This window comes from Ruminococcus sp. Marseille-P6503 (genome assembly GCF_900604945.1).
Taxonomy (GTDB): Bacteria; Bacillota; Clostridia; order Oscillospirales; family Ruminococcaceae; genus FB2012.
The window spans coordinates 575,223-586,769 of the sequence record NZ_UWPB01000002.1; the positions used below are offsets into that span (position 1 = coordinate 575,223).

15 protein-coding genes are annotated in these 11,547 nt (G+C 43.6%); all 15 read left to right on the plus strand.

Annotated features, from left to right (window positions below; all coding sequences use genetic code 11):
• Window position 1: 1 nt before the first annotated feature.
• The 15 genes from EIH25_RS08775 (at window position 2) to EIH25_RS08845 (ending at window position 11,539) form a co-directional block, all read left to right on the plus strand.
• Window positions 2-259 (plus strand): helix-turn-helix domain-containing protein, encoded by a 258-nt coding sequence (locus tag EIH25_RS08775; RefSeq protein WP_124100701.1) that lies wholly within the window; start codon window positions 2-4, stop codon window positions 257-259.
• Window positions 260-327: 68 nt separating this feature from the next.
• On the plus strand, window positions 328-567 hold the full coding sequence (locus EIH25_RS08780; RefSeq protein ID WP_124100702.1) for a hypothetical protein: 240 nt from the start codon (window positions 328-330) through the stop codon (window positions 565-567).
• Between the two features lie 5 nt (window positions 568-572).
• Complete coding sequence (locus tag EIH25_RS08785) at window positions 573-1,166, plus strand: DNA-3-methyladenine glycosylase I (RefSeq protein WP_124100703.1); 594 nt, start codon at window positions 573-575, stop codon at window positions 1,164-1,166.
• A gap of 203 nt (window positions 1,167-1,369) precedes the next feature.
• Entirely contained in the window at window positions 1,370-2,287 is a 918-nt protein-coding gene (locus EIH25_RS08790) for a conjugal transfer protein TrbL family protein (RefSeq protein ID WP_243113126.1), read from the plus strand.
• A gap of 57 nt (window positions 2,288-2,344) precedes the next feature.
• Window positions 2,345-3,037, plus strand: a complete 693-nt coding sequence (locus tag EIH25_RS08795; protein WP_124100704.1) for a metallophosphoesterase — start codon at window positions 2,345-2,347, stop codon at window positions 3,035-3,037.
• A gap of 37 nt (window positions 3,038-3,074) precedes the next feature.
• Window positions 3,075-3,338, plus strand: coding sequence for a hypothetical protein (locus EIH25_RS08800; protein WP_124100705.1), 264 nt, complete (start codon window positions 3,075-3,077; stop codon window positions 3,336-3,338).
• A gap of 4 nt (window positions 3,339-3,342) precedes the next feature.
• Complete coding sequence (locus EIH25_RS08805) at window positions 3,343-3,930, plus strand: hypothetical protein (RefSeq protein ID WP_124100706.1); 588 nt, start codon at window positions 3,343-3,345, stop codon at window positions 3,928-3,930.
• On the plus strand, window positions 3,920-5,743 hold the full coding sequence (locus EIH25_RS08810; protein ID WP_124100707.1) for a DUF87 domain-containing protein: 1,824 nt from the start codon (window positions 3,920-3,922) through the stop codon (window positions 5,741-5,743). The genes EIH25_RS08805 and EIH25_RS08810 overlap by 11 nt, the downstream gene beginning before the upstream one ends.
• Before the next feature lie 71 nt (window positions 5,744-5,814).
• Window positions 5,815-6,543 (plus strand): Fic family protein, encoded by a 729-nt coding sequence (locus EIH25_RS08815; protein WP_164489203.1) that lies wholly within the window; start codon window positions 5,815-5,817, stop codon window positions 6,541-6,543.
• Window positions 6,544-6,821: 278 nt separating this feature from the next.
• The gene (locus tag EIH25_RS08820) at window positions 6,822-7,169 is read left to right on the plus strand and encodes a nucleotidyltransferase domain-containing protein (RefSeq protein ID WP_124100709.1); all 348 of its coding nucleotides are present in this window, start codon (window positions 6,822-6,824) and stop codon (window positions 7,167-7,169) included.
• A gap of 220 nt (window positions 7,170-7,389) precedes the next feature.
• Window positions 7,390-8,955, plus strand: a complete 1,566-nt coding sequence (locus EIH25_RS08825) for a hypothetical protein (RefSeq protein WP_124100710.1) — start codon at window positions 7,390-7,392, stop codon at window positions 8,953-8,955.
• Window positions 8,956-8,960: 5 nt separating this feature from the next.
• On the plus strand, window positions 8,961-10,118 hold the full coding sequence (locus EIH25_RS08830) for an antirestriction protein ArdA (protein ID WP_124100711.1): 1,158 nt from the start codon (window positions 8,961-8,963) through the stop codon (window positions 10,116-10,118).
• Window positions 10,115-10,351 carry a DUF6103 family protein gene (locus EIH25_RS08835; protein WP_124100712.1) on the plus strand — a complete coding sequence of 79 codons (237 nt, stop codon included), beginning with the start codon at window positions 10,115-10,117 and terminating at the stop codon, window positions 10,349-10,351. The genes EIH25_RS08830 and EIH25_RS08835 overlap by 4 nt, the downstream gene beginning before the upstream one ends.
• Window positions 10,352-10,519: 168 nt before the next feature.
• Window positions 10,520-10,786, plus strand: a complete 267-nt coding sequence (locus EIH25_RS08840) for a hypothetical protein (RefSeq protein WP_124100713.1) — start codon at window positions 10,520-10,522, stop codon at window positions 10,784-10,786.
• A gap of 348 nt (window positions 10,787-11,134) precedes the next feature.
• Window positions 11,135-11,539: a hypothetical protein gene (locus tag EIH25_RS08845; protein WP_124100714.1), complete on the plus strand. Its 405-nt coding sequence runs from the start codon at window positions 11,135-11,137 to the stop codon at window positions 11,537-11,539.
• The last annotated feature ends 8 nt before the right edge of the window (window positions 11,540-11,547 follow it).

The following is an 11,547-nucleotide window of genomic DNA, read 5'->3' on the forward strand; positions in this document are numbered from 1 at the left end:
CTTGAGGTTTTCAAGAGAGATATACGAATACGATCTGCCTCACAGGGCGGTGGCTGTGTATATGTACCTGTCCAACCGCGCGGGAAGAAAAAAGAAGTGTTTTCCCTCCGTTAAAACTATATCGGAGGATCTGAGCGTTTCAAGGTCAACGGTATTCAGGGCGCTGAACGACTTGGAAAAAGCAGGGCTCATAGAACGCAGGGAAAGGTACAGGACAAGCGGCGGAAGAAGCTCTAACCTTTATCTTATTAAAAGTTGAAAACCGGATTTTATTATGGTATAATGTAAAATAATATGGCTTGAGAAATTGTACAAAGGAGAATTAAAATGCCGGACGAATATACCCTTGACCGTGAAACCTACCGCTCTGTAAAGAAAATGGACAGAGAACAGCTTCAGAAGCTTCTGACGAGCATATATGTATCGGGCAAAAGGGACGAGGAATCAAAGGCTGTCGATTATGACGAGCTGAAAGCCGCTATAGGACGGATAAAGGGCATAGGAGAAAGCAGACTGAACGAAATTATGAACGTTATACAAAGCTTTATGGATAAAGCGGAAGGCTGAGATTTATGGAAAATGCTAAAAGGTGCGGATGGTGTCGGGACAACGGTCTTATGCAGAAATACCACGACGAGGAATGGGGCGAGCCTGTTCATGACGACAGAAAACAATTTGAATTTCTGATGATGGAAGTCATGCAGTGCGGATTAAACTGGTCGTTAATGCTGAAAAAGCGGGAGATATTCCGAAGGTGTTTTGATAACTTTGATTATGAAAAAACAGCGCTTTACGGAGAAACTCAGATTAACGATATTCTGAATACGCCGGATATGATAAGGTCGGAGAGAAAAATCAGAGCCATTATCAATAATGCAAATATGTTTTTGAAAATCAGACAGGAATTCGGCTCCTTTGATAAATATCTGTGGGGTTTTTCGGATAACAAGACAATTGTGTATAAGGCTCATGCGGACGAAGGCGTTCCGGCAAGCAACGAGCTGTCAGACAGAATAAGCGTTGACCTGAAAAAAAGAGGCTTTAAATATCTCGGCTCAATAACGGTTTATTCCCATTTACAGGCCTGCGGAATTATAAACGATCACTGCACAGAATGCTTCAGATACGGGCAGCTGATCGGCAAAGATAACGTTATAATAAAATAAGGAATACCGTCGGATAATCCGGCGGTATTTTCATATATACGGAGGATGAAAATGAATGCAAAGAGAAAACGGCGCGGAATATACAGGATATCTAAAAGGTATTCGCTGATACGGATACGCAGACGGCGCCGCTTTTACTGTTTTAAAAAATCATCAGAGGAAAAAATACGAACAGATCAGTTTGATCGGAAAGGAAAACGGCAATGTTTGAATGGATAGGCGACGCTGTGGAATGGGTAGGAGAAAAGCTGTTCGGGGTGGTGGAATCGGTAGGTTCGGCGATCTCCTCGGCTGTCTGGGACGTTATGCTTGAATGGATGTACGATACTATATACGGAGCGGTTGCCGATCTGTTCGGAATGATAAACGGAATGGGCGCGGGAATCTTTTCGCTTGCATGGGTGGAAGCCTTCCTTAAGCTTTTTTCCCTGTTCGGCTGGGCGCTGTTTGCAGTCGGGCTTGTTGTCGCTGTGTTTGATACGGCGATCGAATATCAGACGGGACGGGCGAATATTCAGGGAACGTGCCTTAACGTTCTTAAAGGCTTTATGGCTGTAATGCTGTTTACTCAGCTTCCTGTGGAGCTGTATAAATTCTGCATAACGCTTCAGAGCACATTCTCAGGCGATCTTCTCGGCTCGTTTATAGGGGCGAACAAGGGCGATCTCGGAGCTACGGCGACAATAGTGCTGCACTCTACGATAGGTTTATCAGGACTGCTTGGAATACTGACGGTTATCGCCCTTGCCTACTGCGTTCTAAAGCTGTTTTTTGCCAATATAAAAAGAGGCGGAATACTGCTGTGTCAGATAGCAGTGGGAAGTCTGTATATGTTTTCCGTTCCCAGAGGATACGCGGACGGCTTCAGCAGCTGGTGCAAGCAGATTTTCGCTTTGTGTCTGACTGCGTTTTTACAGACCAGTCTGCTGTTTTTGGGACTTCTTACATGGCAGACCAACAGGCTTTTAGGACTTGGAATAATGCTTTCGGCAAACGAGGTTCCGAGGATCGCTCAGCATTTCGGACTGGATACAAGCGTAAGAGTCAATATGACGAGCGTTTCCCACACTGTGAATACCGCCGTAAGGGCGGGTCAGTTCGTAGCGAAAAAGCTTGCGTGATTTAAGTTGACTTTGCCAGATTCCGGTGATATACTGTGTAATCAGGAGGGATGACGGATGATATATATAACCGGAGATACGCACGGAGATTTTAGGAGAATAAAGGAGTTTTGCAGGTTAGCCGATACGACGGCCGAGGACGTTATCGTTATACTTGGCGACGCCGGAATAAATTATTACGGTAACGAAAGCGACGGACGGTTAAAATATATTCTTTCCAAGCTTCCTGTTACACTTTTTTGTATTCACGGAAACCATGAAATGCGTCCTCAGAAGCTGCCGGACTATGAGCAGATAATATGGAACGGCGGAATTGTATACAAAGAAAGCAAGTATCCGAATCTGCTGTTTGCAGCCGACGGAGAAATATATGACCTGGACGGACTGAAATGTCTCGTAATAGGCGGAGCTTACAGCGTAGATAAGGGATACAGGCTTATGAAGGGATACGGCTGGTGGGATGACGAGCAGCCGTCGGAAGAAATAAAAAGAAAAACAGAGGCTGTACTGAAAGACAATCCTATAGATATTGTTCTTAGTCATACCTGTCCGTTAAAATATCAGCCTGCGGAGGCTTTTCTAAGCTGTGTAAATCAGAAAACGGTTGATACAAGCACAGAGATATGGCTGGATCATATTGAAGAAATTACAGACTATAAAAAATGGTACTGCGGTCATTATCATATCCGCAAAAGAACAGATAAGCTTCAGTTTATGTTTGATGACATTGAAGAATTAAAAATCCGCTGATTTGCAGCGGATTTTTTAATACCCGAAAGGAGAAAGTATGAAAAAAACATATATCTATCCCCAGAATATGAAAGCCGGATCAAGGCTGTGGCTGTGGAGTATAAGGGATTTCCTTATCATATGCCTCGGACTGATACTGTCCGTGGTTTTGCTGACTCAGCTCTGGACCTTTCTGCCCTTTGCGGTAACGGCTGTGTTTGCGTTTTTATCAATAAGACTTGAAGAAACCACGGTCATGGACTATATAGTCTGCGCCTTCCGCTTTTTTGTAACGGCGCAGCAGATATATTACTGGAGGTAACAAGATGAAAAACAAAAAATCAACGCAAAGCCTGTTCGGACTGAAAGGCTTCGGCAGATACGGACTGAAAACGGAAAAAGGCGAGCTGTCCTTTTTCAGCGTTCAGCCCACCAATATATCCGTATTGTCAAATGAAAATATTGATACGAAGATACGCCGCCTTATGACGCTGCTGAGCATGATACCGGAGCTTGAAATAATCTGTCTTGACAGCTGCGAATGCTTCGACGGCAACAAGATCAATATCAGAAACAGGATAGACTGCGAAGAAAATCCCGCTGTCATAAAGCTGCTGGAACAGGACATGGAGTTTTTAGACGACATTCAGCTTGAAATGTCTACCGCAAGACAGTTTATGTTCTGCGTAAGAACAAAGGACAAAAAGGAATCGCAGATATTTCAGCAGATAAACCGCGCTTCCAAAATAATATCGGAGCATGGCTTTGACGTCAGAAGAATGAATAAGGAGGATATAAAGAGAATGCTGGCTATTTACTTTGACGTCTCTATGAACGGAGATAAAATCGAGGACGCGGAGGGAGAAAAATATATTGAGCCGATACAGGATAAGGAGAAGCCGTATGCCGTTTAAAAAAAGAGCGATGACTCCGGAACAGGCGGAGGAAATCAGAATACAGGAGTTTTTTGACCGCGTCGTTCCCGGCACGGTCCGTTTTTTTACCGACCATTTTATTTGCGGCAATTCGTATAAATGCGTGTGGGCGGTCAGAGAATGGCCGCCTACCACCGAAGAACAGGCTATCCTCGCCCATCTTGCCGACAGAAGCTCGGTTACTTTAAGAATATATAACCGCCTTGTGGACAGCGCCGAGCAAAGGCAGATAATTCAGCACGCCGCAAGAAGAAACAAGCTTATGTCGACTGTAAACGACGTAACGGAATCGATTGCCGCGGAAAGCAATTTACAGGACGTTGTTCAGCTTATTGCCGATATGCGCCGAAACAAGGAACCGCTGCTGCACTGCGCCGTGTTTATCGAACTGAAAGCGGTAAGCGAGGACAAGCTTAAGGAGCTTCAGTCGGATATACTAATGGAGCTTACGCGCTCAAAAATAACTGTCGACAGACTGATTCTACGTCAGAAAGAAGGCATGCTCTCAGCTCTGCCGTTCGGATACAATGTGTTCGGCAGTCTGTATGAACGCGTTCTTCCGGCAAGCTCGGTCGCAAATCTCTATCCGCTGAATTACAGCGGAAAAACCGATGAAAAGGGCTTCTATATCGGAAAAGATAAGTTCGGAACAAACATTTTGGCGGACTTTGATAAGCGGAGCGACGACAAGACAAACGCAAACGTTCTCATTTTAGGAAACAGCGGTCAGGGAAAGTCGTACCTTATGAAGCTTTTGCTTACCAATATGAGGGAGAGCGGAAAAAGCATAATAATTTTAGACGCTGAACAGGAGTACAAGGAGCTGACGGAAAATCTGGGAGGAACCTATCTCGATTTCATGTCGGGAGAATATATGATAAATCCCCTTGAACCCAAAACCTTCGGAGAAGCTGAGCGTGACGGACAGTCTCCGGAAGCGTTCAGAAGGGTAACAAGGCTAAGTCAGCATATATCATATTTAAAGGACTTTTTCAGAGCATACAAGGACTTTTCTGACAGCGAGATAGATACGATAGAAATTATGTTAATGAAATTGTATGCAAGATTCGGTATTGACGACCTCACTGATTTCAACAGGCTGAAGCCGGAGGATTATCCTACAATGACCGATCTTTATGAACTGACGGAAAAGGAATTCATGATTTTCGACGAGGAAAAGAAGCGTTTGTACACAGAGGAGATACTGCAGAACATCTGTCTGGGACTGCATTCTATGTGCAGAGGAGCTGAAGCAAAGTATTTCAACGGGCATACTAACGTTAAGGATTCAAAGTTTCTGTGCTTCGGAGTAAAAGGTCTTATGGACACAAACAAAAGGCTTAAAGACGCTCTTTTGTTCAATATTCTGAGCTATATGTCAAATCAGCTTTTAGGCGAAGGGAACACCGCCGCGGCAATAGACGAGCTTTATTTATTCCTTTCAAATCTGACAGCCATCGAGTACATCAGAAACGCCATGAAAAGAGTGCGGAAAAAGGAATCTGCAATGGTGATCGCAAGCCAGAATATCGACGATTTCCTGCTGCCCGAGATCAGGGAGCTTACTAGACCGCTGTTTGCTATTCCTATCCATCAGTTTCTGTTCAACGCGGGCAACGTAGAACCAAGAGCGTATACCGATATGCTTCAATTAGAAATGTCGGAGTTTTCGCTCGTAAAATATCCCCAGCAGGGTCTGTGCCTTTATCGCTGCGGCAACGAGAGGTATCTGCTTCAGGTTCACGCGCCGGAGTACAAGGAAAAGCTGTTCGGCGTGGCGGGAGGAAGATAAATCTTAAGTACGCTTGTTTGCTTAAATTTAATGTGGTATAATCAGTACAATAAGCTTGGGGAGGAATGTTCATGGGAAATAAGTTCAGACTGACAGTTGAAGAAAATATATTTATAGCAAAACGAAATATCGTTGATTATATATGGAAATCAGCCAATCTTGAGGGTATCAATGTTACATTTCCTCAAACCTATGCCATTATTGAAAAATCGAAAGTATCAGGAGTAGATGTGGAGGATATTCTGAAAATTACGAATTTAAAACATGCGTGGCAAATGCTTTTCGATACAATAAACAAACCGTTGGATTTAGACTATATATGCCGGATACATGCGGAAGTTGCAAGAGATGACGCGCCTATGCGGGGGAAACTCAGAACAGGCGCTGTGTATATATCTGGAACTGACTACGTTCCCTCCGTACCTTCCGAAAAATCTGCAAACGCTATGCTTGAAGAACTGAAGAAAACAGAAAATCCTACCGAACGTGCAATAGAAACAATGTTCAGATTAATGAAAGCGCAGCTTTTCTGGGACGGAAATAAAAGAACGGCAATGCTTGCAGCCAATAAAATAATGATGCAGAACGGCTGCGGAATTATTTCAGTACCTAATGAATATCTGGAAGAATTCAATGAAATTCTCTGCGATTATTATACAAACGACACGCTTGAAAAAGCAATGAGGTTTGTATATGACAAATGCATAGACGGAATAGATTTCAGACTTCAGGAGCAGCCGGAAAAGGAAAAACGGCAAAGTGAAGAACCCGAAGAAAATCAGGGCATAACAATGTCCTAACAGATAAATGTAACATAGAGCCGGATATGTGGCTGTGTTGATTTTAATATCTGTATAATATGGTCAGGCGAAATGTACCGCAGAGGCTTTAAATTTTATCTTTCAGAAAACGGAGTATGGATGACAAAACGCGTTCCGGTGCAGTTTATCTTTGATGATCTTAATTGAGCTGTAAATTCGGTTTGTATTTTTATCCGCTGAAAAAAGAAAGAAGAATTCATGTATAGCTTGATTCTTAGAGATAAATGCGATATGATTTAAACAGAACACGGAGGCGAATGTCAATGTATATTTTTCCGAAGCGTTGCGAAGGCGCTGATGAGCTCAAATACATTTTTCCGTCTAAACAGAAAGCCGTTCAGAAGGCCATAGAACTTGCCATGAAGGACAGCAGAATAAAGAGATTAATTATATTCGGAAGCGCCATAACTATGAATTGCGGAACAGACAGCGATTTGGATATTGCTTTAGATGTTCCAAACATGAATTTTGATGAATTTACAAAACTTGCAAGACCGTTTTTTACTGAAATTCCTTCTGAAGTTGACATTATTCATTATAATGAAATTCGCAGTGAATTGCTGAAAACGGAAATAAATAGAGGAGTGTGTGTATATGCCGGATAGCAATGACTATTGCAGCCGTTTATCACATGCCGCAGGCAATTGAAAAAAATATTTAAAAGCATAATTATGAAAATAATATAAAGAAACAGTACATTACCCATAGTGCTGCGTTATCGGCTCTATTTTTATAATTCCAAGAAAAAACCGCATATAGCTCTAAAGGACGGCTGAAGTAAAACAGCCGTCCTTTTCATATATACAAAGGAAAGAAGGGTTGCGTATGAGTATAACGGCAGCGGCGGTCAAAAAAGCCGCGGCGGTTTTGCTTCCAAAGAAAAAGGTAAGGAAGGCTATAGGCTTTGCCGCCGCTTTTTTAATAACGCTCGCTCTGCTTCCGGTAATGCTGCTGCTGGCAATGGGTCATCAGCTGACAAAGGCGGAGGATGAATACGGAAATATAGATTTCAGTCAGTTTATGCAAAGTCTGTCTCCGGAACAAAAGGAGCGTTTCTCACAGATGGAGGACGACGGCAAGGCTATTGAAAAGGAAATGGAAAAGCTCGGAATCAAGGATATGATCGTCAAAGCTCAGATAATATATCTCACATATTTTGACGACGTTCACAAGGATGAGGATTTTTTTGCGGAATACTGTTCGCTTTTCAAAGAGAACGATAATGAAAAGCTGATTGAAAATCTCGGTAGCAAATACAATCTGAGCATTGATTACAGCGAATTTATGCGGTCGTATTCCGTGATAGTTAACGTCAGCATAAATCCGTATCTGTTTGTGAATTTTGATTTAAAGAACAACATAGACCTGTCGGTCTGGGCTGAAAACGCCTATGAAACTCAGTGGGGCTGTGTTCCCCATACCGACGGCAGTCTGCTGACAGATGAAAAATACAAGGCGCTAAAGGAAAAATATCCGCAGGATATCACCGCAGACTGCGACAAATGGCTGAGCCGGAGAACTGTTGACAATTACAATTTGCTGAGATCGTATCTATGGTACGACCACGAAAGCGGAACGATTTCCGAGGATAATTATCCGATCTCCGATATGACCGTTCAGGAGCTGTTCGATTCGGCGGACGTAAAAGGAAATATCGAAACTCTTCCTCAAACCAAGGGTATAGCTGTTTTAAAAGAGAATACGATAGGTATTTTTGTGGGAAACGGTAACGCGATATATGCGAAATCTGCCGAGGACGGGATAGTAAAGGAGAATATCTCAGCCGGAGGCTGGACCTCGTGGTTTGAAATACCGTGGATACAGTACGGCGATGAAAAAAGCTTCGGCAATGAAATCAAATTTGAAGAATATGACGAAAAGAAGAAAAATAATCTGGGACTTGTTCAGTGGGCGATCCAGGCTCATGAAAACGGCTGGGGATATGTTTACGGAACCTACGGAAACGTTTTGACGGAGCCGCTTTTACAGGACAGAGCCGCTGTGTTCGGCAGCGAGGTCACAAGCTATACGGACTTTATACGTTCAAACTGGCTCGGCAAAAGGACGGCGGATTGTGTTGGGCTCATCAAGGGGTACGGCTGGTATGACAGCAAAAGCGGAGAAATAAAGGTCGGTTCTAACGGCATGATGGACGTGGGAGCAAACGCTATGTTTGCGAATGCGGCTGTCAAAGGCACGATAGATACCATACCGGAAGTACCCGGACTTGCCGTCTGGTCGGACGGTCACATCGGTATATATATCGGCAACGGCGAAGTGATCGAAGCCATGAATACGCTCCGAGGCGTTACAAGAACAAAGCTTGCAGGGCGCGAATGGACGCACTGGCTTCAGATTCCGTATATCAGCTATGTTGAAGAAAAGGAGTAAAATAAATGAAAATATATTTAAAAAATGGAATGTCAAAGGATTTCCCCATGACAGTTTTTGAATTGGAGGACGCTTTGGATATGCTCGGAACGGATAATCCCGTGGTAGATTTCAGGATTTCCGAGCATGAAAATATGGACTTGCCAAAGAGCCTGTGCAGAGATTTTACTGCAGATATTTACAAGCTGAATCTGTTTGCGGAACGCTTTGAAAGGCTTGAATATCCTGAAAGAGCAGCGATGGAAAGTCTGTTGGCTTCAAACCCTGAGTGTGAATTTGAAGATATGCTTCTGATGACCTACGGTTTGGATTCTGTTCCCGTATGGCCGTGCAAAGATTACTATGAGCTCGGAGAAGCAATGATAGAAAACGATATGGTAGAAGAACTCAGAGAGCTGCCTGACGAATATATCGATCTGATCGACCGTGAAAAGATCGGCAGACTTGTTCACGGCAAAGATAATGGTATGTTCGTTCACGGTTATTATTGCGTACCGTCAAACTACGAAACGCCCGACATAAATATTGAATTTGGCAAGCCTGAGAACTGTTTTTTCCGCCTGCTGATTGCGCCGAAACCGACAGGCAGTGAATCCACCGAGCAGTTCGCACAATGGCTTTCTTTGCCCTGCAATAAAGAAAATCTGAATGACATTGCCAAAGATCTTGGTATAGGCAGAGTTCAGGACATGGTTTACTATGATTTTCAATCTGCATTGCCGCGGATCACAGTTGAAAGCTTCGATAACATGAATCATATTGAAGAACTGAACGCCCTGGCGGAAAAGCTTTCAACGCTCTCTCATGCTGACTTTGTCAAGCTGAAAGCAGTAATGGAAAGTCAGGAATTCACAGAAATATCCGACGCGGCAGAATGTCTGAACTGTCTTGACAGTTACGGATTTGTCGGAAATATCTGCAGTGCAGACGAGTTCGGCAAAGAATATCTTTCGAGAAATCTGCCGACGAATTTTGATTTATCTGTGCTTGAGGAAATGGATTTACAGGATTTCGGCAGTAAAATTCTGAGCTATAAAGGCTCTCTGGCAACCTCTTATGGAGTGATATACGGCAAGAATATGGATCTGTTTTCAGCTATAACCCTACAGCCGGAACAGGAAGAAATACAGGAATTGAGTATGGAAACGGAGATGAGTCTATGAAAAGATCGGTTGCAGTTTCAGTCAATGAAGAAAAATTGTCAGCAATAGAAATGTATTTAGAGCAGAAGAATACTACGCTTGCGGCGGAGCTTGATAAATATGTCGATCAGTTATATCAGAAAAACGTGCCGCAGAATGTTAGAGATTTTATTGACATGATGTCATCAAAGAAGCCTTCGGCAAAACGTGGGAAGCCCTCGCCTGCCGAATCAGAAAAGCAGTCTGAACGATAACTCCCCCTGTTCGCACCGTGTGCCGCTGTCTGAGATTGTTGCTGCGGAGCGTGAAGCGGAAATGAAAACGCAGGACTACATTCCGTTTGGCATAACCTTCGGATGAAAATAACCGATAAACCCGAACAGCTTACGTTCGGATTCCCAAAAACGTAAAGGAGATTTTGTATGAATTATAGAGGCTTATATATTTCAAAATGCCGTGACACAGGCATTGAACGAGAGGACAAGAACGGCAATACGGTAACCGCAGAGGGCTGGTTTTATCAGGTTTTCACAGATGATTCGATGGCTGAGGAAATAGACAACTTCTGTGGAGCCGTAGGATATGAGCTGTCCGATGACAGTGAGGAAACCGCTGAGCAGTTCGCCCGTGAGGTCGTTGATATGGAAATAAAGGAATATCAGCGCTATAAAAACGAGCTTACAATGTGAGAAAACGTGATTTAACCGCCCTGTCGCCAACCGTGTGCCGTCGTGTGCGATTCTATAGGCACAGGCAGGGTAAGTTTACCCTTAAGGACAAGCAGGGCTTATTCGGGGCTTTTTCGCAGAGTTTCAGAAAGGCGGAAAATATATGTATGAGGTGAAAAATTGTCTTGCAAGTTAAAACGTCGGGGTTGTAACCCCGACGCGGACACAGCGGACGGCAAAGCCGACCGCAATTTTGCGGGACTTGGGCAGTTTCATGGTAAGGGGTTGTAAATCCAGCCTTTCTGAAATTTAGGGGTTGTAACCGCAGAAAGCAAAGAAATTACGGCATATTTAAAGGAGTTGTAGCATATGAGTTTTGAGAATAAGGTCAAATTTGCTCTTTGGGCGTATCCTGAAACGCTGAAGAACGTAGAGGTCCATTACAAAAACGACAATTGCAGATCGCAAAGCGAGTTTATAGAGAAAGCAATTAAGTTCTACATCGGCTATCTCAGCGAGGAAGATAACATAAACTATCTCTCCCCTATGATAACCGAAACGGTCAAGGCTCAGATAAAGGGTACGGAGCAGAGACTAGCACGTTTGCTTTTTAAAGTCGCCGTGGAGCTTGGAAAGCTGTCGCATATGACCGCCGCTGTAAACGAGGTTGACGATGATACGCTTAACAGTCTTCACGCCATGTGCGTAAACGAGGTGAGGAAAATCAACGGCATCATTGATTACGAGGACGCGGCTGAATATCAGAACAGCTGATACTTTAA

Bases quoted from the DNA above. Each gene is read 5' to 3' on its own strand.
- EIH25_RS08780 (WP_124100702.1), top strand. From the start codon at position 328: ATGCCGGACGAATATACCCTTGACCGTGAAACCTACCGCTCTGTAAAG.
- EIH25_RS08785 (WP_124100703.1), top strand. From the start codon at position 573: ATGGAAAATGCTAAAAGGTGCGGATGGTGTCGGGACAACGGTCTTATG.
- EIH25_RS08790 (WP_243113126.1), top strand. From the start codon at position 1,370: ATGTTTGAATGGATAGGCGACGCTGTGGAATGGGTAGGAGAAAAGCTG.
- EIH25_RS08795 (WP_124100704.1), top strand. From the start codon at position 2,345: ATGATATATATAACCGGAGATACGCACGGAGATTTTAGGAGAATAAAG.
- EIH25_RS08800 (WP_124100705.1), top strand. From the start codon at position 3,075: ATGAAAAAAACATATATCTATCCCCAGAATATGAAAGCCGGATCAAGG.
- EIH25_RS08805 (WP_124100706.1), top strand. From the start codon at position 3,343: ATGAAAAACAAAAAATCAACGCAAAGCCTGTTCGGACTGAAAGGCTTC.
- EIH25_RS08810 (WP_124100707.1), top strand. From the start codon at position 3,920: ATGCCGTTTAAAAAAAGAGCGATGACTCCGGAACAGGCGGAGGAAATC.
- EIH25_RS08815 (WP_164489203.1), top strand. From the start codon at position 5,815: ATGGGAAATAAGTTCAGACTGACAGTTGAAGAAAATATATTTATAGCA.
- EIH25_RS08820 (WP_124100709.1), top strand. From the start codon at position 6,822: ATGTCAATGTATATTTTTCCGAAGCGTTGCGAAGGCGCTGATGAGCTC.
- EIH25_RS08825 (WP_124100710.1), top strand. From the start codon at position 7,390: ATGAGTATAACGGCAGCGGCGGTCAAAAAAGCCGCGGCGGTTTTGCTT.
- EIH25_RS08830 (WP_124100711.1), top strand. From the start codon at position 8,961: ATGAAAATATATTTAAAAAATGGAATGTCAAAGGATTTCCCCATGACA.
- EIH25_RS08835 (WP_124100712.1), top strand. From the start codon at position 10,115: ATGAAAAGATCGGTTGCAGTTTCAGTCAATGAAGAAAAATTGTCAGCA.
- EIH25_RS08840 (WP_124100713.1), top strand. From the start codon at position 10,520: ATGAATTATAGAGGCTTATATATTTCAAAATGCCGTGACACAGGCATT.
- EIH25_RS08845 (WP_124100714.1), top strand. From the start codon at position 11,135: ATGAGTTTTGAGAATAAGGTCAAATTTGCTCTTTGGGCGTATCCTGAA.